Origin of the sequence: Pantoea sp. SM3, assembly GCF_000963995.1 — a bacterium.
Lineage (GTDB): Bacteria > Pseudomonadota > Gammaproteobacteria > Enterobacterales > Enterobacteriaceae > Pantoea > Pantoea rwandensis_B.
The window spans coordinates 284,752-308,105 of record NZ_JZRD01000008.1 but is presented as its reverse complement, the minus strand read 5'-3'; the positions used below and the strand labels follow the sequence as shown (position 1 = coordinate 308,105).

Below are 23,354 nucleotides of genomic sequence, written 5' to 3'. Positions count from 1 at the left end.
TCTTCGGGCTGGCCTTTATGGGGCGTTTAAGATGATCATCGCTGTAGTCAGTGCAAGTATGACCATAGTGCTCAGATTCAGGGGAAGTTAGGTGGAGTTGCTGATGTTTCGGTGCTCAGCCCCATAAAGGCCAGCCCGATCGCAAAGGAACCCCGCATCCTTGCAGATCGGCCGCGCCATCCCTGGCGCAAACGCTTTGCTCTTCGGGCTGGCCTTTATGGGGCAATTGAGACTGTTATTGCTGTAGTCCGCGCAAACTTGAAAGTTCTGTTCAGTCCAGTCCTGGATTAAAAAACATCGCTGCAAGCCTGCATAAAGGAGACAAAGGTGGGCAGTGGAGTAAAGCGTACGCCGCAGGGATGCGGCGTCCGAGGCTACAGGGATGTATTCACGCCGACTTTACGCAACGCCCATCTTTGTCGACTGGATCGCACGTTTTTAGCCACAGCTCACCTTTACCGACTGGATCGCACGTTTTTAGCCACAGCTCACCTTTACCGACTGAACCGCACGCTTTTAGCCACAACTCACCTTTGTTGGCTGGACCATAGGGTTAAGCCACAAAAAAGCCGCGAATCCTCGCGGCTTTCAGAAACCATTCAAATTAACGCGCTAACCGGTAATACGCCTCATTCCAGCGCAACGCATCCTTGAACGCCGGTAAGCGCGTATCCTCATCGATCACCAACACTTCAATGCCGTTCAGCTCGCCATAAAGATACATATCATCCAAATCCAGTGCCTGACTAAACACCGTATGGTGCGCGCCACCGGCCAGAATCCAGGCTTCGGAAGCGGTAGCCAGTGAGGGCTGTGCACGCCACAAAGCACGCGCGACCGGCAACTTCGGCAGCGGTTTCGGCTGCTCAATCGCATCCACTACATTCACCAGCAAACGGAAACGATCACCCATATCAATCACACTGGCATTCACCGCGCGCCCGGCGGGTGTGGAGAAAATCATGCGCGCCGGGTCGGCTTTGCCACCAATGCCGAGGAACTGCACATCAATCAACGGCTTCGCCTCTTTGGCAATCGAAGGGCACACTTCCAGCATATGGGAACCCAACACCAAATCGTTGCCCGGTGAAAAGTGATACGTGTAATCCTCCATAAATGAAGTACCGCCCGCACGATTCCCGGCTTGCACCTTCAAAATATGCAGCAGCGCGGCAGTCTTCCAGTCACCCTCACCGGCGAAACCATAACCCTGGCCCATCAAACGTTGAACGGCCAGGCCCGGCAACTGCGTCATGCCGTGCAGAGTCTGGAAATTAGTGGTAAAGGCTTTGCAGCCCTCGTCATCGAGGAAACGCTTCAAACCCAGTTCAATGCGCGCCGCATCCAGCACATTCTGACGCTTCTCGCCATTCACGGCGGCAGCCTCGCTAAACAGATACTGGCTCTCGTATTCATCGATCAGCGCATGCACATCGCCATCACTGACGCTGTTCACCACCTCAACGAGATCACCCACGCCCCAACCGTTAACCGAATAACCAAATTGAATCTGCGCCGCCACCTTATCGCCTTCGGTCACCGCCACTTCACGCATATTGTCGCCAAAGCGCGCCACTTTCAGCTGCTGGCTGGCCTGCTTTGCTAATGCTGCATTGATCCAGCGTCCGATGCGCTGCTGGCTGGTCTTATCCTGCCAGTGGCCAGTCACCACGCTGTGCTGCAGACCCATACGTGCGCCAATAAAGCCGAACTCACGGCCGCCGTGCGCGGTCTGGTTCAGGTTCATAAAGTCCATATCCATACTGTCCCACGGAATTTCTGCGTTGAACTGGGTATGGAATTGCAACAGGGGCTTATTCAGGATACTCAGCCCACCAATCCACATCTTGGCCGGTGAAAAGGTATGCAGCCAGGTAATGATCCCCACACAATTGCTGTCGTGATTGGCTTCGCGGCACAGCGCCAGCGCTTCATCCGGTGATTTCACCAGTGGCTTCAACACCAGCGGCACCGGCAGCGTGCCCGCCTGGTTCAAACCGTCCATCACCTGGCGCGCGTGATGTTCGACCTGGCGCAAGGTTTCCGCTCCGTAGAGATGCTGAGTCCCAATCACAAACCAAACGTTCTGTTCCATTTCTCGCTCCTTTACTTAGCGGATGCGGCGCGGGCGGCATACTGAGGTTCAGCGGCCTGGCACCAGTTCTGATAGCGTTGATAAAGCTGTTGATAGCCCGCTACGCGCAGGCTGTTAGGCTGCAAGGTCACGGCGATCGGACTCGCCATCACCTGCTGTGCGGCAGGGACGTCGGCATACACCTTCGCGGCGACGGCGGCAAAAATGGCGGCGCCCAGCGCGCAGCATTCGTCAGAAGCCACGATATCCAGCGGGCGGTTCATCACGTCGCAGCATGCCTGCATAATGGCGGGAGACTTACGTGCGATGCCGCCAAGCGTCAGAATGCTCTCCACCGGAATCTGTTGTTTCTCGAAGCACTCCATAATGGCGCGGGCACCAAACGCCGTGGCGGCCACCAGACCACCAAACAATGCAGGCGCGTCAGTGCCGAGATTCAAATCGGTGATCACGCCTTTCAGGCGCTGATTGGCATCCGGCGTACGACGCCCGTTGAACCAATCCAGCACCACGGGCAGATGATCGAGCTGTGGATCGGTAGCCCAGGCTTCGGTAAGGGAGCGGATCAAATCCTGCTGCATTTCGGCGAGTTGCGGTTGCAACTCAGGATGGCGCGCCACGGCCTGCTGCAGCGGCCAGCCCAGCAAACGACTGAACCAAGCGTAAATATCGCCAAACGCGGACTGACCGGCTTCGCAGCCGATAGCACCCGGCACGACACTGCCATCCACCTGGCCGCAAATGCCTTTAATTGCGCGATCGCCTACTTTCTCACTATCAGCAATCAAAATGTCGCAGGTTGAGGTGCCAATCACTTTCACCAGCGTATAGGGCTGCGCACCTGCACCCACCGCGCCCATGTGGCAGTCAAAAGCACCACCGGAGAGAATCACCTGTTCAGACAGTCCCAAACGCTGCGCCCATTCGGCAGACAACGTACCCACCGGCACATCAGCAGTGAAGGTGTCGGTAAATAGCGGGGAATCCAACTGCTCGACCAAAATCGGATCAAGGGCACGGAAAAAGTCCGCAGGCGGTAGGCCATGCCATTCCGGATGCCACAGCGATTTATGCCCGGCAGCACAGCGTCCGCGCCGCAACTGCGCCGGGGCGGTGCGACCGCTTAATAGTGCCGGTACCCAATCGCAGAGTTCCACCCAAGACACTGCAGCATCACGCACCGCCGCATCCTGGCGTGATACATGCAGAATCTTGGCCCAGAACCACTCCGACGAATACACACCGCCGATATAGCGGGTGTAATCGGTGAAATGACCGTTGCGGCACAGCTGATTAATCTCTTCCGCCTCTTCAATTGCGGTGTGATCCTTCCACAGCACAAACATGGCGTTGGGATTGGTCGCAAACTCCGGACGCAAGGCTAACACGTTGCCATCGCGGTCAATCGGGGCAGGGGTTGAGCCGGTTGAATCGACGCCAATACCCACCACCAAAGCCCGCTGTTCCACTGTTAACGCTTGCACCACCGCCACGATCGCCTGCTCCAGCGCATCAATGTAGTCCTGTGGATGATGACGAAAACGGTTGGCATGCGCATCACAGAATTGCCCCTGCGCCCAACGCGGATAGTTCACCACCGCGGTTTCCAGCTCTTGACCACTGCGACAGTCCACGGCGAGGGCACGCACCGAGTCACTGCCAAAATCCAGCCCAATTGTTATGGCGCCAGCACCCATTGGGATTCTCCTGTGTGAGTTATCTGGCTCTATCCTGGAATGCGGGGGCATAAGCCGTTAGTCATCGCTGGCTGAGAATATGCACTTTTCTGCCATCGGCGAGGTTATGTGATCGGCAGCAAAAGTTAATGACTGGTTAATTTCGCTGAATATATGGAGGAATTAGTCATCGTTTTGGGATGTGATACCGCTCTACATTTTTCTTCGCCAATACCGCTACAACTAGCCCAGCGTTTGCACAGCCTTTGTACAACCTTTGAGCTAACGCGCTGATTTTGCGCTGTACCCAAACGTGAAATCCAATTGGTAGCGTTTACACCGATTCGTTATTAACAGCGATAAAACACCATTGTGCCGGAGAGCATCATGCATAAATTCACTAAAGCGCTGGCGGCGGTAGGTCTCGCCGCGGTTATGTCACAATCCGCTATCGCCGAAACCATGAAACTCGGTTTCCTCGTCAAACAACCGGAGGAACCCTGGTTCCAGACGGAATGGAAGTTCGCCGATAAAGCCGGCAAAGATCTCGGTTTCGACGTCATCAAAATCGCGGTGCCTGACGGCGAGAAAACCCTCAATGCCATCGACAGCCTGGCGGCGAGCGGTGCCAAAGGCTTCGTGATCTGCACACCGGACCCGAAACTGGGTTCAGCCATTGTGGCGAAGGCGCGCAGTTATGGCCTGAAAGTGATTGCGGTTGACGATCAGTTCGTCACCGCCAAAGGCAAGCCGATGGACACGGTGCCGTTGGTGATGATGGCGGCGACCAAAATCGGTGAGCGTCAGGGCCAGGAACTCTATAAAGAGATGCAGAAGCGCGGCTGGGATGCGAAAGAGACCGGCGTGATGGCGATTACCGCCAATGAGTTGGACACCGCGCGTCGCCGCACTGGCGGTTCGATGGAAGCGCTAAAAGCGGCCGGATTCCCGGAGAAGCAGATCTATCAGGTACCCACCAAATCCAACGACATTCCCGGTGCGTTTGATGCCGGTAACTCGCTGCTGGTGCAGCATCCCGAGGTGAAACACTGGCTGATTGTCGGCATGAATGACAACACCGTGCTGGGTGGCGTTCGCGCGACTGAAGGCCAGGGCTTTAAAGCGCCAGACGTGATCGGCATTGGCATTAACGGCGTGGATGCGGTGAGCGAACTCTCCAAAGGGGCGCCAACCGGTTTCTATGGCTCACTGCTGCCAAGCCCGGATGTGCACGGTTATAAGAGCAGTCAGATGCTCTACAACTGGGTGACCAAGGGCGAAGAGCCCGCGAAGTTCACCGAAGTCACCGATGTGGTGCTGATTACCCGCGACAACTTCAAAACTGAGTTGGCGAAGAAAGGGCTGATGTAAGTCGCCTGAATGATAAACGCAGCCTCCATCCCTGGTGTTGCAGCAGGTTGGCCACCGCGTTTGCTCCCGTGTCGCTCGTCGCTGGGACAAATGTACGCAGCCAACGCGGCAATGGCGCGAAGGATGGGGGCGAAGAGGAGTTTCCATGGAAACTGATCAAGCCTTTCTGTCCTTTCATGGCATCAGTAAAACCTTTCCGGGCGTGAAAGCGCTGCAGGATATCTCATTCCAGTGCCGCGCCGGGGAAGTGCATGCGCTGATGGGCGAAAACGGCGCGGGAAAGTCCACGCTGTTAAAGATTCTCAGCGGCAGTTATCAGCCGACTGAAGGTGAGATTCGCATCAAAGGCGAAGTGAAAAGCTTCAACAACACCGTGGATGCGCTGGATGCGGGTGTGGCGATCATCTATCAGGAGCTGCACCTGGTACCTGAGATGAGCGTGGCGGAGAACATCTATCTCGGACAGTTGCCACACAAACGCGGATTGGTGAATCGCAAATTGCTGCGGTATGAAGCCGATCTGCAGCTTAAAAATCTCGGCATGGATATCGATCCAGACATGCCGCTGAAATATCTGTCGCTCGGTCAGTGGCAGATGGTGGAGATCGCCAAAGCGCTGGCGCGTAATGCGCGCATCATCGCCTTTGACGAGCCGACCAGCTCACTTTCTGCACGTGAAATCGAGCATCTGTTCCGCGTCATTCGTCAGCTGCGCGATCAGGGCCGCACCGTGCTGTACGTATCGCATCGCATGGAGGAAATCTTTGCCCTCAGCGATGCCATCACCGTGTTCAAAGATGGTCGCTACGTGCGCACCTTCACCGACATGCCGAACACCCATCATGACGATCTGGTACAGGCGATGGTCGGGCGTAACCTCGGCGATATTTACGGCTATACGCCGCGCGCATTGGGTAAAGTCCGTTTGCAACTTGATCAAGTAGAGGCTAAAGGCGTACGCATGCCGATTTCGCTGACGGTACGAGCCGGTGAAATCGTTGGCCTGTTTGGATTGGTTGGCGCAGGGCGTAGTGAATTGATGAAGGGGCTGTTTGGTGCGACCAAACTGCGTGGCGGCAGCGTGTCGCTGGATGGCAAAAAGCTCAACATTCGCCAGCCGATCGATGCGATTCGCGCGGGGATCATGCTGTGTCCGGAAGATCGTAAATCCGAAGGGATTATTCCGGTGCACTCGGTGCGCGACAACATCAATATCAGCGCGCGCCGCCATAATCTCACGGCGGGGTGTCTGATCAAACCCGGCTGGGAGGCGAAGAACGCCGATCTTCACATCCGATCGCTCAACATCAAAACGCCTGGCCCGCAACAGCTGATCATGAATCTGTCGGGAGGCAATCAGCAGAAGGCGATTTTGGGTCGTTGGTTGTCCGAAGAGATGAATGTGATTCTGCTGGATGAACCGACGCGCGGCATTGATGTCGGTGCCAAGCATGAAATCTATAACCTGATTTACCAACTGGCGAATAAAGGGATCGCGGTGCTGTTTGCTTCCAGCGATCTGCCCGAAGTGATGGGCCTGGCTGACCGTATCGTGGTGATGCGTGAAGGTGAGATTGCCGGAGAACTGCCACACGATGCGGCCACGGAGCAGCTGACGCTGAGCCTGGCGATGCCGAAAACCCCTCAAGCGGCCGCCGTGGCCTGATGTAAAGGAGAGCAACAATGGCTTCATCTACCACTTCCAACACACCACCGGTGCAGCGTAACGGCCTGCAGCTGGGGCGTATCTGGGATAATTTCGGCATGCTGGTGGTTTTCGCGCTGCTGTTTATCGTTTGCGCCATCTTCGTACCCAATTTTGGCACGTTCATCAATATGAAAGGGCTGGGACTGGCCATGTCGATGTCCGGCATGGTGGCCTGCGGCATGCTGTTCTGCCTCGCTTCTGGCGATTTTGACCTCTCCGTGGCCTCGGTGATTGCCTGCGCCGGTGTGGTGACCGCGGTGGTGATCAACATGACGGAGAGTCTGTGGTTGGGCGTCGCGGCCGGTTTGGTGCTCGGTATGGCCACCGGATTTATTAATGGCTTTGTGATTGCCCGGCTAAAGATCAATGCGCTGATCACCACGCTGGCAACAATGCAGATTGTGCGTGGTCTGGCGTATATCTTCTCTGACGGTAAAGCGGTCGGCATTGAGGATGAACGCTTCTTCACCCTCGGCTATGCCAACTGGCTCGGCTTGCCAGCGCCCATCTGGCTCACCATCGCCACCATGATTGTTTTCGGTTTTGTGCTGAACAAAACCACCTTTGGTCGCAACACGCTGGCGATTGGCGGTAATGAAGAAGCGGCACGTCTGGCCGGGGTGCCGGTGGTGCGCACCCGCATCATCATCTTCATTTTGTCGGGGTTGGTTTCGGCGGCGGCGGGGATTATTTTGGCCTCGCGCATGACCAGTGGTCAGCCGATGACCTCGCTCGGGTATGAACTGATTGTGATTTCAGCCTGTGTGCTGGGCGGCGTTTCGCTGAAAGGCGGCATCGGTAAGATCTCTTATGTGGTGGCGGGCGTACTGATTCTGGGTACGGTTGAGAATGCGATGAATTTATTGAATATCTCGCCGTTCTCACAGTATGTGGTGCGCGGTTTGATACTGTTAGCGGCGGTGATTTTTGACCGCTACAAACAGAAAAACAAAGCGGCCTGATCCCAGCCGTGAAAAATGATGCAGGGCGGTCATCCGGTCGTCCATCTGGCGCGAACCACTGCGCATTTACAGGTTACCGTGAGGGCACTATGTACCATCGTGAACCCCCCATTGAGCAGCAAAATCCACTGCTACCCGGCTATCCGTTTAATGCCTGGCTGGTGGCGGGCTTAACGCCAATCAATGCCAACGATCAGCTGGACTTCTTTATCGACCGGCCGCTCGGCATGAAAGGTTACATCCTCAATCTGACCATCAAAGGCCAGGGGCGGATTTTTGATGGAGAGTCGGCGTTTGACTGCGAGCCCGGCGATTTGCTGCTGTTTCAGCCGAAAACTCCGCACTATTACGGCCGTTCCCCTGACAGCCCATGCTGGTTCCATCGTTGGGTCTATTTCCGTCCGCGTGCCTACTGGACGGATTGGTTGCAGTGGCAGGATGAGAGTCAGGGCGTGGGGCGGTTACGTTTGCCAGAAGCGCAACGTGCCGAGTTTGACCGCCTGTTCGCCAGCATTGAACAGACCCACAATTCGGGTCGTCGCTTTGCCGAGGAACTGGCAATGAATCTGCTGGAGCGCTTGTTGTTGCGCGCGGTGGAGGAAGATCCGCGCAGCCATCAGCAAATTCGCGATCCGCGCGTGATTGAGGCCTGTCAATACGTCACTAACCATTTGGCCAGTGAGGTCAAAATCGAGGAAGTGGCGCGCCACGTGTGCCTTTCCCCGTCACGGCTGGCGCATCTGTTTCGCGAGCAGATGGGGATTAATTTGCTGCGCTGGCGCGAAGATCAGCGGGTCATCCGCGCCAAACTGTTGCTGCAAACCACGCAGGAGCCGATTGCCTCGGTCGGGCGCGAAGTGGGTTATGACGATCAGCTCTATTTCTCTCGCGTTTTCCGCAAACGGGTGGGCGTCAGCCCCAGTGATTTCCGTCGCCGCAGTCAGGATGCGCACGATGCCTTAGTGGCTCAGGAGAGCTGGCAACCGGCACGGAGTGCGATCTCCTGAGTTTTCAGCTGATTCCGCCTTGTTGTTACTGGCTGATTCGTCTTAAATCAGTCTGGTAACGAACAAGAGGAATGAGAATGAGCGATAAATTACGTGTCGGCCTGATTGGCTACGGTTTTGCCAGCAAAACATTTCATGCTCCTTTGATCGTCGGCACGCCAGGCGTTGAATTGGCAGCCGTCTCCAGCAGCGACGCCAGCAAGGTGCATGCCGACTGGCCCTCGGTGCTAGTGGTTTCTGATCCACAAGCCCTGCTGGATGACCCGACACTGCAACTGATTGTCATACCGACGCCAAATGATACTCACTTCCCGTTAGCCAAAGCGGCGCTGAATGCCGGTAAACATGTGGTGGTGGATAAGCCCTTCACCGTGACACTGTCACAAGCGCGTGAGTTGGATGCACTGGCCAAAGCCAAAGGGTTACTGCTCTCCGTATTCCACAACCGCCGCTGGGACAGTGATTTTCTGACGTTGAAAACCTTGCTGGCTGATGGCGCCTTAGGTGATGTGCGCTATCTCGAATCGCATTTTGACCGTTTCCGTCCCGAAGTTCGTCAGCGCTGGCGTGAAATGAAAGGCCCGGGCAGCGGCATCTGGTTTGATCTTGGCCCCCATGTGCTGGACCAGGCGCTGCAATTGTTTGGCCCGCCGGTGGCGATCACTGTGGATATGGCAGAACTGCGTCCTGGCGCGCAAACTACCGATTATTTCCATGCGGTGCTGACTTATCCCACTCGTCGGGTAGTGTTACACGCCAGCATGCTGGTGGCGGCAGAATCTGCACGTTTTGTGGTGCACGGCACGCGGGGCAGCTACGTCAAATACGGTCTGGATCCGCAGGAAGATCGCCTGAAAGCAGGTGAACGTCCTCCGCAGGAAGACTGGGGCTATGACATGCGCAATGGCACTCTGACGCTGGCAGAAGGCGACGTGATGGTGGAGAAAGAACTGCTGACTCTGCCGGGTAACTATCCGGCGTACTACGCGGCGATTCGCGATGCGATTGCGGGCACCGGAGATAACCCAGTCCAGGCTGAAGAGGCGATTCAGGTGATGGAGTTGATTGAACTCGGCTTACAGTCCGCTGAGAAGCGCCAGACGATGTCGCTGAAGTGACGGAGTAAAAGCATACGCCAGGGTGATGTCACTCAACAAGGGCCTCACCCTAACGTGCGATGTGATTTAAAGGTGCGCAACGAAGCGCACCTTTTTGCTTTTGAGGTAATTACCCCGCCACGCGCTGACGCAGGGCAGCTTTCTCTGCCTCACTGAGGAAGGCAATCGTCACACCATTTTCCTGTGCCTGACGCATCTCTTCAGCGGTTAATCCTGCCTGCGGTGCAGCGTGCTGGTATTCATGCGCCAGCTCAATACCCTGAACCGCCGGATCATCGGTATTAATGGTGGCGAGAATACCGTGTTGCAGGAAGGCTTTCAGCGGATGAGTGGCCAGTGAAGCTACTGTGCTGGTCTGAATGTTGGAAGTCAGGCAGGATTCAATACCAATGCGCTGCTCTGCCAGGAAATCCATCAATGCGCGATCTTCAATCGCTTTTACGCCATGGCCAATACGCTCAGCGCCGAGTTCGCGAATCGCCTGCCAGATGCTTTCCGGACCAGCGGCTTCACCGGCGTGCACGGTAATACGGAAGCCGGCATCGCGCGCGCGATTGAAGTGGCTGAGGAATTCACTGCCCGGGAAGCCAAGCTCATCACCGGCCAGATCGACAGCGGTAATGCCATCACGGTGTGCCAGCAAACCTTCCAGTTCGCGCAGGCAGGCTTCGTCACCGAAGGTGCGACTCATAATGCCGATCAGGTTCACATCCACGCCGTACTGTTTTACGCCTGCGCGTACACCATCAATCACGGCTTCCACCACACCAGCGATCGGCAGGTTGTGCGTCATCGCCATATAGCCCGGTGAGAAACGCAGTTCTGCGTAGTGAATGCCAGCACGTGCGGCATCTTCCACGTTTTCCAGCGCGATGCGGCGGCAGGCATCCAAATCTCCCAACACCTTGACGCCCCAGTCCAGTTTCTGCAGGAAGCTCACCAGATCGGGTTCATTGGCTGTGACTTGCACATGCGGACGCAGTTCGTCGAGCGAGTTAGCAGGCAGCGTGAGGTTAAACTGGCGACCTAAATCAAGGATGGTTTGTGCGCGGATGTTGCCATCAAGGTGGCGGTGAATGTCGGTCAGGGGGAGTTTCAGGTCAATCATGTCGCACTCGCTAAAGTTTCATAAAGTGCAGAGCATTATAAAAACATCTTGCGCAACAGCGCCAGTGATTTGCGCAAGCTGTGAAATGGATGCTGAATTAATCAGCATCCGAACGCCTTTAACACGATTTTAAAGCCGCAATCAGACGATCCAGTCCTTCATCGAGTTTACTGCGCGGACAACCGGCATTGAGCCGCAGATATCCCCGATTGGCTTCACCATAGGTTGAACCCGGCATGATCGCGACTTTGTACTGATGAATCAGCCGATGTTGCAATGTCTGTTCATCAATGCCCAACGGTGTGAGATCTATCCATGCCAGATAGGTAGCGGCAGGGGGCTGCCAGTTAAGCACAGGAAACGCCGCATTCAATCGTTGCGCAATGTGCTGCATATTCGCCTGTAGATAATCGCGCAGTCCATCCAACCAGGCTTCACCTTCACGATACGCGGCAATGGTGGCAGCCACAGCCATCACCGCCGGTGACGATAAGCCATCCTGCTGTTTCAGTGCGTGGAACCAGGCCTGACGATCGGTTTCATGCGGAATGATGCCCCAGGCGCCGGTCAGTGCCGGGATGTTGAAACTCTTCGATGCCGACGTGAATAACGCCCAGGGAGATTGCGCCACCTGGCTCCACGGGATGTGGTCTGCATCGCTCAACACCATATCCATATGGATCTCATCGCTGATCACTTTCACATCGTAACGTGCACAGAGCGCGGCCATTTGCTGTAACTCCTCGCGCTGCCACACTTTGCCGGTAGGATTGTGCGGGCTGCACAGCAGCATCACTTTGCAATCGGGTCGCGCCAGTAATTGTTCCAGCCGTGTCATATCACACTGCCAGTCATTACCCTGACGCTGTAGCGGCAGTTCTAGCACGCGGCGCTGATTACCGTTGATAGTGTTATAGAACGCATCGTAGGCGGGCGTATGAATCAGCACTTCATCGCCGGGTTTTGTCCAGTGGCGCATCATTTGCGCCACCATGTAGATCACTGACGGTCCATAAACCAGTGATTGCGCCTCAATGTCGGTGGCAAAACGGCTGCGCATCCAGTGCTGAATCGCCGAGGTGAAATCATTGTGCTGCCAGCGGCTGTAGCCCAATACGCCATGGTTCAAGCGCTGTTGCAACGCCTCAATGATGCAGGGTGCCGTCGCGAAATCCATATCGGAGATGGTGAAGGGCAATAAGCCCTCCACACCGAAGCGATCCGCTACAAAATCCCACTGCGTGCACCAGCTACCGTGACGATCCACGACATGGTCGAAATCAAACCTCTGCATCATGACGCCGTCGCACTCATCAGATGTGCCATTTCATCTTTCACAGACTGCACTTGTGGACCGATGACCACTTGCAGGCTGGTTTGATTAAGGTGCACCACACCAATTGCACCGTTGGCTTTTAACGCGGCATCGTCCACCTTACTCATGTCAGCAATGGTGAGGCGCAGACGCGTCAGGCAGTTATCCAGCGAAGTGATGTTGTCCACGCCGCCCAACGCCGCCAGAATCGCCGGGGTGTTGTAACCTGATTTCCCTACGCCCGCGCGGCTGACCTGCTGCTCCACGCTGCTGGTTTCTGCTTCACGACCCGGAGTCTTGATGTTGAAGCGGGTAATAGCAAACCGGAAGATCGCGTAGTAACCCACGAACCACACCGCGGCAATGACCGGCACCCAATACCATTTGGTAGAGAGGCCGTGCAGCACGCCGAACACGAAGAAGTCGATAACGTTGCCGTCGGTGTTACCGATAGTCACGCCGAGTATCGCCATCACGGTGAAGCCCAGACCCGTCAACAGGGCGTGGATCAAATACAGCACCGGAGCCACGAACAGGAACAGGAATTCGATCGGTTCGGTGGTGCCGCCGACGACGCAAGCCACCACACCAGAAATCAGCAGCCCTTTAATTTTGTGACGATTTTCGGGACGGGCACAGTGATAAATCGCCAGTGCCGCACCCGGTAAACCACCGAGGAAGGCCGGCATTTTGCCTTGCGACAGGAAACGCGTGGCACTTTCCGCAAAGCCGTGAGTATCCGGGCAAGCCAGCTGTGCCTGGAAGATGGTCAGGGCACCGCTGACGCTTTTGCCGCAGACGTCGAGCGTACCGCCCGCATCGGTGAAGCGAATAATTGCCACCAGAATATGCTGCAGACCAAACGGCAGCAGCAGGCGTTCGCCGGTGCCGAAGATCATCGGGCCAAATTCACCGGCACTGTTGATCATCCAGCCGAGACCGGTGATGGCGCGCGCAAAGAAGGGCCAAATCAGCGGAACCACTAAGCCGAGCAAACCCATCACCACGGTGGTGACAATCGGCACAAAGCGCGTGCCACCGAAGAAGGCGAGTGCATCCGGCAGGCGAATGTTGTGGAAGCGTTCATGCAGCCAGAACACCACCACACCAACGATCACCGCGCCCAGGATACCGGTATCAATGGATTGGATGCCAAGGATATTTTGAACGTTGTTGGCTTTCAGCACCGCCGCGTCGGTGGTGGGAAGAATGCCATTGATATTGAGCCAGAAGTTGACGCTCAGGTTCAGAACTGCATAGCCGACGAAACCGGCAAAGGCAGCGACGCCTTTGTTCTCCCGCGCCATGCCCAGTGGAATCGCAATGGCGAACATCACTGGCAGATAGCTGAAGGCAAATGAACCCAGCTTTGCCATCCAGATAAACAGATATTGCAGGAAGGGCTGATCGAGCATCGGGATCAGCGTCAAGACATCGTGACTGCTGAGCGAGCTGCCTATCCCAAGCAAAATGCCGCAAAAAGACAGCAGGGCGACGGGCAACATAAAGGTTTTACCCAGACTCTGGAAAAATTCCCAAAGTGACATTTTGGGTCGGCTGGCGGACATGGTCTCTCCTGGTTAAAAAGCGACAAGTTTTCATAAAGGTAAAGAATGATAAAACGTTTTACCAAGCAGTTTTGTGGCTATAGTCACAAAGCGTGACTAATCCCAGGCTTTATTTTTGCGTCAATCAGTGTAACGTTTTACCTCATTGTTTCTTCATCAGTTGTTGGAAACGCAACCGGATGTCTCAGCCTAAAACCACTATTCACGATGTCGCACAGGCGGCTGGCGTATCGGTATCGACAGTCTCTTTGGTGCTGTCCGGCAAAGGTCGTATCTCTTCCGCCACGGCCGAACGCGTTAATCAGGCGATTGAGCAGCTTGGATACGTGCGCAACCGTTCAGCCTCCATCCTGCGTGGTGGCGAGAGTGGTGTCATAGGTTTGATTGTGCGCGATCTCAGCCAGCCCTTTTACGCGGCGATGACCGCAGGCTTGAGCGAAGTGCTGGAACAGCAGGGCAAAGTCCTGGTGCTGACGCAAAGTGGTCAGCACGGGCAAAATCTGCAGCGCTGTTTCGATTCATTGGTGGCGCAAGGGGCCGATGGCATCGTGTTGGGCGGCGCCGTGGCGCAGGCGGAGATGCTGGTGGCGCAGGCACACGAACAGCAAATTGCCTTGATCTGCGCCGCGCGGGCCAGCAGCCTCGACAAAGTCGATTCCTTGCGTCCAGACAACAGCCAGGCCGCACGCATCGCGACGGAGTATCTGATCCGTCAGGGGCATCAGCGTATTGCGTGGGTAGGTGGATTGGGGTCTTCACTGACGCGTGCTGAAAGAATTGGCGGTTATTGCGCCACGTTGCTGCAATACGGTTTACCGTTCCGCCCGGACTGGATCATTGAGTGTGACGACCGGCAACAGAGCGTATCGGCATTGACGCAAGACTTACTGCATCATCACCCACGCATCACCGCTATCATTGCCCATAACGCCAGCACCACGCTCGGCTGCTATTTTGGTGCGATCCACAGCGGACGTTCGCTGGGCGAAGATGCGGTGGACAGCTACTTCACGCAAAAGCTGGCGCTGGTCGGCTTTAATGACGATCCGCAACGCGAATCGTATGACTCCTCGCTGACGTTTGTCAGTAGTGAAGCGCGTGATGTGGGAAGGCGAGCGGGGGAAAGGATGCTGCAACGACTGGCGCAACCGGAGGCGGAAGTGCAAACGCTGATTGTGCCGCCGCAGTTGGTGCGGGGCGTTTAGCGGCGCGATAGCTCGCGCCGCAGGTATATCGCTGTTACTCAGGCATCCCTTCGCTGGTCTGCGCACCCAGCATATAGCGAGACAGGAACTGTTCCAGTGACATTTTGTCGCCATTCATCGTCACCTGGCCGTTGCCGTACTGCAGGCTGGTCGTGATGTTGTCATCCTGTTGCTGCGTCAGACGGAACATCTGGCCCATCGCCGCCAGGCCTTTCACCTGCTGGTCCGCCATCTTCTGCGCATCGTCGCTCTGATAACCTTCGGCCAGGCCGACATGACGCATCGTTTCGGTGGCCATTGGCATATTGATGTTCAGTTTGCCATCCAGCGTTTTCAGTAAGCGATCCACTGCCGCGCCCAACGTCTGCGCTTCACCGGTGACGGTGGCGGGATCGTTAAAACCGATGCTGAGGTTAAAGGTGCTTTCCCCTTTATCGTTTTTCCAGCTCAGCGGCGCGATGCTGACGGTAGGTGAACCCTTCAGCAGCGTCGGCAGGTTATTCTTCAGGATGGTCTGCACGCTAGCCTGATAGCGGACGGGATCCTCGACTAAACCTGGCTGGTTCAGCAGTGCCTGCATCTGCGCGTTGTAGCTATCCGAGAAGGTTTTCACCGCTTGCGCATCAAACTGCGCAAATTTCATGGCCAGCTTTGCTTCGCCGAACGGCTGCTTCTGCAAGCTAATATTGCCGACGTTCATATTCAGATCGCCGCCGATTTTACCATCTTTATTATCGAAGGAGGATTGGGTGTCCAGCTTCTGTAATGACAAACCTTCCTGGCCGTTAATGCTGGCGTCGAGTTTATCCAGGCTGATGGACTGATCGCCGACGCGCACGCCTTCCGGGCTGAGATGGGTATCACCCTTCAGCTTCAGGCCGTTAAGGGTAAACAGCACCGGCTGCTCAACCTGGTTTTTACTGGTGACGGCAATGCTGGAAAAGTCACCGTTCAGGCTGACTTTATCGCCTTTACTGTCTGCGCTAATCTCCAGGGTTCCGCCGTTGGTGGCAAGACGGTCGCCAGTCTGCGCGTTGTTATAATCCACTGCCAGCAGATCCAGTGCGGTGTCGGTGGCTCCGCTGTAGCCCACACGCGTATCAGCGGTCACCAGCGATTTGCCGTTGGTAAGCTCAAACAGTTTCTTCACCGCATCGGTGTTTTCGAGCTCGGTATGCACCGACGCCATGCTCGGAATCAGGCTGCCGCGTTTCAGCTGCGCAAAGGGGAAGGGACCATGGTCGATGGTTTCGTTCAGCACGATGCTTTGACCCGGCTTCAGCAGCGGGTTGTCCTCGGTCTGTGAACTGGCCTGAATCACCAGCTTAGTTTTGCTGCTGAAGATACCGCGCTGGTAATCCTGATAGCTGAGCGTCAGGCGAGCGTTCGGTGCATAGGCATTAAGCTGCGTGTTGGCGTTCTGCAACATCTGATCCATATGGCTTTCTAGCTGCTTGCCGGTAAACCAGGCTGCACCTGTCCAGATCACGCCGAGCGCTACAATCACACCTACGGCAACCTTGGTCTTTTTCATCGCTGAGTCGTCCTTATCCTTGGGTCCGCCCGCCGCTGCTTGGGGGCGACGGTGAAGAAAAACGCCCGCAGGCGTTTTAAAGTAATAGTTTGAAAGAATAGCAGTTAATGCTGGGATCGTCAGCCGGATCAGCTGAGCGCGTTATAAACCCGCGCCAGGCGTCCTGTGCCTGCGGCATTAACCGGGGATTCATTGGCAGCAACGAAGCATGATTCACCGGGCTTCAACAGCAGTTGCTCGCCTGACTTCTCAATCACCGCCTGACCTTCGATACAAAACAGCAGCGCCGCACTCTGTTGCGCTAACGACTGTGGTGTGGCGGAGAGGGCGTGGATGGCAAAGGCAAAATCGTCCACCGGAATCGGGAAGTTCAGCGTGTCTCCCACTTGCTGAGGCTGCGTCAACAAGGTGGCAGCGGGTTTCGCTTCAAACTTCAGGTTCGCCATCAACTCAGGGATATCGATGAATTTTGGCGTCAGTCCCGCACGCAGTACGTTATCGGAATTCGCCATCACTTCCAGTGCCACGCCTTTCAAATAAGCGTGCGGCGTTTCGGCAAACAGGAACATGGCTTCGCCGGGCTGCAGAGTGATGACATTTAACAACAGCGGTGAGAACAAGCCGGTATCGTCCGGATAATCGGCCGCAATGCTCTTTATGGTCTGCCAGGGTTCGCCGCCACGTGAGTTGAGCGCCGATTTCAGTACCGCTAACGCCAGTGATTTAGGTTCATCATTTAGCGATAGCAGTGTGGAGAACAGTTTGGCAAGGCTGACTTCATCAGGTTTTTCAAGGAAGTGAGCGATTTGCGGGTGGGCACCCGCCACGGGTTCCAGCAGCGAGACAATCTCGTGCATTTCGCGAAAGCCGTTCATCGCCTGGAAAGGGGTCAGGGCATACACCAGTTCCGGCTTATGATTCGCATCTTTGTAGTTGCGTTCAGCGGCGCCAATCGGAATACCGGCAGCATTCTCGCGCGCAAAACCCTCTTCAGCTGCGGCTTTGCTCGGGTGAACCTGAATCGATAAGGCCTGATCGGCACACAGCACCTTAAACAAAAACGGCAACTCACCAAAACGTGCTGCGACTGCCGCGCCCAAGGCTGCGGTCTGGTCATCATTGATCACATCGCGCAGGGAACGCGTTTCACCCTTGATCTCAACGGTTGACGGACTTTTAGGGTGGGCACCCATCCACAGTTCCGCCATTGGTAATCCTTGCGGGTTCTCAATGCCGTAAAGTTCGGTCAGCGCAGTTTTGCTGCCCCAAGCGTAATTTTGCAGCGAATTGTTCATTTTTTGCATCGTTTACCCTTAATAACCGTAAGTAAATAGGCTTATTAAAGCAGAAAGTGCCATACAAAATACATCAACAAGTGCAATAAACGCGATGGGCTCGCATAATGTTAATTTCTTGTGTGTGACAATCTTGCTCGCTCAACGGCGTCGCGGGAAGACGACCTGGGCGGAAACCTCAAATCTGAGCTAAGGAGACGTAGTCATGGCAGCGAATCGCATTGAAAAAGATTCAATGGGACCGATCGAAGTACCGGCAGATAAGTTGTGGGGGGCACAAACCCAGCGTTCGCTGGAGCATTTCCGTATATCAACCGAGAAGATGCCCGTCGCATTAGTGCATGCGTTGGCATTGACCAAACGCGCTGCAGCCCAGGTGAACCGCGATCTTGGCCTGTTGCCGGCAGAGCGGGCGGAAGCGATCCTGAAAGCCGCTGACGAAGTGCTGGCTGATAAACACAGTGACGAGTTCCCGCTGGCGATTTGGCAGACCGGTTCCGGTACTCAGACCAACATGAATATGAACGAAGTGCTGGCCAACCGTGCCAGTGAAATTCTCGGCGGCGAGCGTGGCATGTCGCGTTTGGTGCACCCAAACGATGACGTCAACAAGAGCCAGAGCTCCAACGACGTGTTCCCCACCGCCATGCACGTGGCTGCGGTCATCGCCGTGCGGGAGCAGCTGATTCCGCAGATTCATGTCCTGAAAAAGACCCTGAGCGAGAAGTCTGAAGCCTTTAAGGACATCGTGAAGATTGGTCGTACTCACCTGCAGGATGCCACGCCGTTGACGCTGGGTCAGGAGATTTCCGGCTGGGTCGCGATGCTGGAACATAACCTCAAGCACATCGAACACAGCATTCCCCATGTCGCTGAACTGGCGCTGGGTGGCACGGCGGTGGGCACCGGCTTAAATACCCATCCGGAGTATGCGGTTCGCGTGGCGAAAGCGCTGGCCGAACTGACTCAGCAACCGTTCGTTACTGCACCGAATAAGTTTGAAGCGCTGGCAACCTGCGATGCGCTGGTGCATGCACATGGCGCATTGAAAGGCCTGGCGGCGTCTCTGATGAAAATCGCCAACGACGTGCGCTGGCTGGCATCGGGTCCGCGTTGCGGGATTGGCGAACTCGCCATTCCGGAAAACGAACCGGGCAGCTCAATCATGCCAGGTAAAGTGAACCCAACGCAGTGTGAAGCGCTGACCATGCTGTGCTGCCAGGTGATGGGTAACGACGTCGCGGTGAACATTGGTGGGGCATCGGGCAACTTCGAGTTGAACGTGTTCCGTCCGATGGTGATCCATAACTTCCTGCAGTCAATTCGCTTGCTGGCTGATGGTATGGACAGCTTCAACCATCACTGTGCGGTGGGCATCGAACCGGTACGCGAGCGCATCGATCAGTTGCTGAATGAATCGTTGATGCTGGTGACCGCGTTGAATACCCATATCGGTTACGACAAAGCGGCAGAAATCGCCAAGAAAGCCCATAAAGAAGGGCTGACGCTCAAAGGCTCAGCGCTGAAGCTCGGCTATCTGACCGAAGAGCAGTTTGACGAGTGGGTACGGCCGGAAGAGATGGTTGGCAGCATGAAGCAATAATTATCGCGGTTAACTGAGGGTTGATACGGCTCAATTCAGCGATAATAGGTTATTACAGAGGCGGCCTAAGGGCCGCTTCTTCGTTAAAGCTTGTCGCTCCACAAATGTAACCGTGGGATCACCAGATGCAGCGGCTGCGCCAGCGGCTTATGACGATGCGTGACGTTATCAGCATCGTAATCCAGCAATTCCCCCAAAATTGGCACCTGCGTCTTATCCCGGCACAGCACCAGCAGCGGTGAAGGGCAGGCGAGTTGCACCTGTTTCTTATTACTGGCGCGCCACACGCGGGCAATGGGCTGCACCTTCACAGGACGTTTGATTTTCAGTTTGGCATCGGCGGGCAGTGACAGGATCATGTCCAGCTCCTGCTGGACTTTCTCTGCCCACTGTTCGCGCGTCCAGGGCGATTGCGCACGGTTTGCCTTCAGGCTGCGTTCCAGTTGCTCGACCACGGCTTCACGCGTCAGGTTTTTAATGATGTTCTTGTTGGCCCAGCCAAAACGCAGGCTATCCGGCGCGTGCAGTAAGGTCACGCTACGGTAGGCGTTCAGAGTGATTAAACCGCGCAAATGCTGGTGAACAAACTCAAAGCGTGCCTCACTCGGCAGGCCTGATTCCACGGTAATCAGGTGCTCAAGGCGCAGTTTAAGCGCATTGATATCGGCCACCTGCTGACTGATGTGCTCGCTGACGGCTTCATCCGCTTCTATACAGATGGCGCCAGGCAAACGCACCGCAGCCTTGGTGCTGAGTTTTTCCGACTGGTGCTGCATAAACAGACGACAGTAGTGAGCCAGCGCCATGTCACGTGCTTTTTGCCCGAGATGTTGAGTGACGGCGATATGCTCAATCTCATCATTCTCGTGGCCTTTCTCGATTTCGGGCAAGCTGAATGCGCGCGCAATCAGCAACGGCTGTTGTTCGACCTGCTGGCGCAGAGTCGTTAGACCTTGTTCCAATGCGTTGACGCACTCGTGCAAATCAGCCACTAAATCATAGCGAGACATGTTACGCTCCGTAGTTACAACATACCATTTAACTTATCGTATTTGGTGCCAATCTTCCACTCTGTAAACGTGATTTCGCGAAGCAGGGCACACAAGCATTTTTCCAACAGGATGAACATGTTATAACAATGCTTTGCCTGCTAATGGAAACGTGTCGTGGAGCATCACCCTAAACCTGCGGTTCCTGCCATTGTGACATTGGGCGGGGTCCAAATCCTCTCATGGGGCGGATCCTTTTATCTCATGGCCGTGATGGCGAATCCGATTATCGCGGAAACCGGCTGGTCTCAGCAGTGGGTGTATGGCGCGTTGTCACTGGGCATTTTGGTTTCTGGCCTGTTAGCGCCCTGGAGTGGCCGCTTGATTGCTGGCAGCTATGGTCGCGTGCTACTGGCGTCGAGTGGAGCGATGATGGCATTGGGTTTGGTCATCATGGGATTGAGCCACCATTTACTGCTGTTTCTCTTTGCTTGGCTGATTATCGGCATTGGAATGGCGATGGGTTTATACGACGCCCTGTTTGCCACTCTTGGAACGCTGTACGGTGGACAGGCTCGCGGTGCGATCACCGGCATTACCTTAATCTCCGGCTTTTGCACCACGCTGGTGTGGCCGGGCACTGCGCTGCTGATTCACTGGCTTGACTGGCGTGGCGCCTGTTTCGCCATTGCCGCGCTGTTATGCCTCACCGTGCTGCCTGCCTACTGGTATGCCCTGCCTGCGCCAATTAAGCCCATCGTGAAAACGGCAACAAAGCAGCGTAACACCAGTGGTGATTTGGCACCCGCGCTGTTTTGGTTGTTATGCAGCATTTTTACCCTTGCTTCGGTGATCATGACTGCTATTTCGGTGCAGTTGATCAGTCTGTTACAGGCCAGCGGTCACTCGTTAACCGCCGCCTTGGCCACCAGCGCGATTCTGGGCCCTTGTCAGGTGGGGTCACGTATTGTGGATATCGCGTTCAAACGCGGACATCCGATCTGGACGACATTTTTCTCGGTGGGATTAGTGGCGATAGGGCTGCTGTTGCTGACCCTTTATCCTAAATTCGCACTGGTCAGCATGGTGCTCTATGGTGCCGGAAATGGCCTGCGTGCCATTGTGCGCGGAACTTTACCGCTAGTAATGGTCAAACCAGAGGCTTATGCCATTGTGGTTGGGCGCATGGCGCGCCCGGCACTGATTGGCCAAGCGTTAACGCCATTGGTAGGGGGATATGTTTTTCAGCAATTCGGCGCAAATGCCACACTAGGGTTGCTGTGCCTGCTGGCGATAATCAACGTGTTGTTGGTGGGGGTGTTGAAGCAAAAATTGCCTGCACTGAAGCCGAAAACGTAAAGGGGGGCGATAAACTAAGCAGCCTGTGCGCTTCTGCCTGATCAAATGATGAATACGTGCCTTGATCACAGTCGCTGGCTTCTAAAAAGCAACAGTGTTTGTTATATTTATTGCTCATTGATTACTCACTGTCGCGGTATGAAAACAATAAGATAGACCGCAAATCAGGATACAGAAATGCTAGATTACCGCTTCCCGACAGCTTTGCAGATGGTTTTGAGCGTAGCGATGGCGGAGCAACTGGGCAAACGCTCGACCAGTGCTATTTTGGCTTATGGTCTTGAAGCGAACCCCAGTTTCATTCGGAAACTGATGGTTCCGTTAACACGCGATGGCATCATCGTCTCTACGCTTGGACGTACCGGTTCGATTCATCTCGGTCGTCCAGCCGCGGAGATAACGCTGCGCGATATTTATACCTCGGTCATCGAAGATAAAAAACTCTGGGCATCACGCCCTGATGTTGCACCGCGCTGTCTTGTCAGTGCCAACTTGTGCTGGTATTTCAAGTCGATTGCCGAAGAAGCCGAAGAGGCTTCCCTAAAAGTGCTGGAAACCCGCACGGTGGCGGATGCACTGGCTGAGCTGAAGAAACACGACACCAGCAGTTGCGAAGAGTTACCCGAGCTTGAGATCGCGGAACTCTGCAAAAAAGCCCGCTGATTTACTTGGTGCGCCTTAGGGCGCATCTCAACCTATGCACTATCCTCCAGGTCGTCATTTTATGACGGCCTTTTTTGTTTCCACTACACAGGTAAAAATCTGGGATCAGTGGCCCGATGCTGTTCAGTTAAGCATGGGGTGATGACGCAGTCTGGCGCTGCTCAGGGGCTGGTGGTAGTGGTGATAATTTAGTCTGGCGCCGCTCAGAGGCTGGTGTTCAGGTGATAACGCAGTCTGGTGCCGCTCTGGGGCTGGCGGTAAAGTGATAACGCAGTCTGGTACCGCTCTGGGGCTGGCGGTATAGGTGATAACGCAGACTGGTGTCGCTCTGGGGCTGGCTGTCCTCGCGCCGCTGACGCGGTACCTTCACTTCACTCGTCCGCCTGACGGACCGGTGCAGACGTGACTTTCCCTGTCCCGGCTGCACCTTTCGCCAGCATCCATGCTGGCTCTCCTGGCTTCCTCATTCCGTTCAGCGCAGCGAAATGCCATCCCCAGAACGACACCAGTCTGCTTGCTAACTTCCGTTTACGCTGCTGGAAAGGGCACGATGACTCAGGCGATAGCGTTTTTACTGCTACAAAGGGCGAGATGGTTCAGGCGACAGCGCTTTTACTGCCCCAAAGGGCACAGTGTTTGAGGCCACAGCGCCTCTGATGCTGCAAGGGCTATTCGCAGCGCTGAGGCGGAGACGTTGTGCCAGGAGTCAGGCGCAGGGATTCGACAGGCAGTTCGGGTAGGCCAGGACGGCAGTACCCGAACGTTCCGGCCGGCACAA

Annotated in this window: 17 protein-coding genes; 9 read left to right on the top strand and 8 right to left on the bottom strand. The window is 55.4% G+C overall.

Annotation, left to right across the window (positions count from 1 at the left end; genetic code table 11):
* Window positions 1-604: 604 nt before the first annotated feature.
* Window positions 605-2,095, bottom strand: coding sequence for an L-arabinose isomerase (araA, locus tag VI01_RS06055; protein ID WP_038647218.1), 1,491 nt, complete (start codon window positions 2,093-2,095; stop codon window positions 605-607).
* Window positions 2,096-2,106: 11 nt separating this feature from the next.
* Complete coding sequence (locus tag VI01_RS06050; RefSeq protein ID WP_045814372.1) at window positions 2,107-3,792, bottom strand: ribulokinase; 1,686 nt, start codon at window positions 3,790-3,792, stop codon at window positions 2,107-2,109.
* Between the two features lie 366 nt (window positions 3,793-4,158).
* Here VI01_RS06050 and VI01_RS06045 point away from each other — a divergent pair, with 366 nt between their 5' ends.
* The 5 genes from VI01_RS06045 to VI01_RS06025 all read left to right on the top strand — a co-directional run bounded on the left by VI01_RS06045 (window position 4,159) and on the right by VI01_RS06025 (window position 9,937).
* Window positions 4,159-5,142: an arabinose ABC transporter substrate-binding protein gene (locus VI01_RS06045; RefSeq protein WP_038647214.1), complete on the top strand. Its 984-nt coding sequence runs from the start codon at window positions 4,159-4,161 to the stop codon at window positions 5,140-5,142.
* A 145-nt stretch (window positions 5,143-5,287) separates the two neighbouring features.
* Window positions 5,288-6,808 (top strand): L-arabinose ABC transporter ATP-binding protein AraG, encoded by a 1,521-nt coding sequence (gene araG / locus VI01_RS06040; RefSeq protein WP_045814371.1) that lies wholly within the window; start codon window positions 5,288-5,290, stop codon window positions 6,806-6,808.
* A 17-nt stretch (window positions 6,809-6,825) separates the two neighbouring features.
* Entirely contained in the window at window positions 6,826-7,812 is a 987-nt protein-coding gene (gene araH, locus VI01_RS06035) for an L-arabinose ABC transporter permease AraH (protein ID WP_034827386.1), read from the top strand.
* 89 nt (window positions 7,813-7,901) lie between these two features.
* Window positions 7,902-8,819 carry an arabinose operon transcriptional regulator AraC gene (gene araC / locus VI01_RS06030; protein ID WP_045814370.1) on the top strand — a complete coding sequence of 306 codons (918 nt, stop codon included), beginning with the start codon at window positions 7,902-7,904 and terminating at the stop codon, window positions 8,817-8,819.
* 77 nt (window positions 8,820-8,896) lie between these two features.
* Complete coding sequence (locus VI01_RS06025; RefSeq protein WP_045814369.1) at window positions 8,897-9,937, top strand: oxidoreductase; 1,041 nt, start codon at window positions 8,897-8,899, stop codon at window positions 9,935-9,937.
* A gap of 109 nt (window positions 9,938-10,046) precedes the next feature.
* Here the strand turns inward: VI01_RS06025 and add are convergent, their stop codons facing one another.
* From add to malX, 3 genes are all read right to left on the bottom strand, one after another.
* Window positions 10,047-11,045 carry an adenosine deaminase gene (gene add / locus VI01_RS06020; protein ID WP_045814368.1) on the bottom strand — a complete coding sequence of 333 codons (999 nt, stop codon included), beginning with the start codon at window positions 11,043-11,045 and terminating at the stop codon, window positions 10,047-10,049.
* A 118-nt stretch (window positions 11,046-11,163) separates the two neighbouring features.
* On the bottom strand, window positions 11,164-12,342 hold the full coding sequence (locus VI01_RS06015) for a MalY/PatB family protein (RefSeq protein ID WP_045814367.1): 1,179 nt from the start codon (window positions 12,340-12,342) through the stop codon (window positions 11,164-11,166).
* Window positions 12,339-13,928 carry a maltose/glucose-specific PTS transporter subunit IIBC gene (gene malX, locus VI01_RS06010; RefSeq protein ID WP_045814366.1) on the bottom strand — a complete coding sequence of 530 codons (1,590 nt, stop codon included), beginning with the start codon at window positions 13,926-13,928 and terminating at the stop codon, window positions 12,339-12,341. Before malX ends, VI01_RS06015 begins: the two co-directional genes overlap by 4 nt.
* 179 nt (window positions 13,929-14,107) lie before the next feature.
* On the opposite strand from malX, the gene malI reads away from it, so the two are divergent.
* The gene (gene malI, locus VI01_RS06005) at window positions 14,108-15,133 is read left to right on the top strand and encodes a Mal regulon transcriptional regulator MalI (RefSeq protein WP_045814365.1); all 1,026 of its coding nucleotides are present in this window, start codon (window positions 14,108-14,110) and stop codon (window positions 15,131-15,133) included.
* Window positions 15,134-15,167: 34 nt separating this feature from the next.
* Here malI and VI01_RS06000 read toward each other — a convergent pair whose 3' ends face one another.
* Together VI01_RS06000 and manA are read right to left on the bottom strand one after the other, a co-directional pair.
* The gene (locus VI01_RS06000) at window positions 15,168-16,667 is read right to left on the bottom strand and encodes a YdgA family protein (RefSeq protein ID WP_045814364.1); all 1,500 of its coding nucleotides are present in this window, start codon (window positions 16,665-16,667) and stop codon (window positions 15,168-15,170) included.
* 128 nt (window positions 16,668-16,795) lie between these two features.
* Entirely contained in the window at window positions 16,796-17,971 is a 1,176-nt protein-coding gene (gene manA, locus VI01_RS05995; RefSeq protein WP_045814363.1) for a mannose-6-phosphate isomerase, read from the bottom strand.
* Between the two features lie 196 nt (window positions 17,972-18,167).
* Here manA and fumC point away from each other — a divergent pair, with 196 nt between their 5' ends.
* The gene (gene fumC / locus VI01_RS05990) at window positions 18,168-19,565 is read left to right on the top strand and encodes a class II fumarate hydratase (RefSeq protein ID WP_045814362.1); all 1,398 of its coding nucleotides are present in this window, start codon (window positions 18,168-18,170) and stop codon (window positions 19,563-19,565) included.
* Between the two features lie 83 nt (window positions 19,566-19,648).
* Here fumC and tus read toward each other — a convergent pair whose 3' ends face one another.
* Window positions 19,649-20,575 (bottom strand): DNA replication terminus site-binding protein, encoded by a 927-nt coding sequence (gene tus / locus VI01_RS05985; RefSeq protein ID WP_045814361.1) that lies wholly within the window; start codon window positions 20,573-20,575, stop codon window positions 19,649-19,651.
* Window positions 20,576-20,731: 156 nt separating this feature from the next.
* Here tus and VI01_RS05980 point away from each other — a divergent pair, with 156 nt between their 5' ends.
* Both VI01_RS05980 and VI01_RS05975 read left to right on the top strand, forming a co-directional pair.
* Window positions 20,732-21,913: an MFS transporter gene (locus VI01_RS05980; protein WP_045814360.1), complete on the top strand. Its 1,182-nt coding sequence runs from the start codon at window positions 20,732-20,734 to the stop codon at window positions 21,911-21,913.
* Window positions 21,914-22,090: 177 nt separating this feature from the next.
* Window positions 22,091-22,576, top strand: coding sequence for an Rrf2 family transcriptional regulator (locus VI01_RS05975; RefSeq protein ID WP_045814359.1), 486 nt, complete (start codon window positions 22,091-22,093; stop codon window positions 22,574-22,576).
* Window positions 22,577-23,354: the final 778 nt, after the last annotated feature.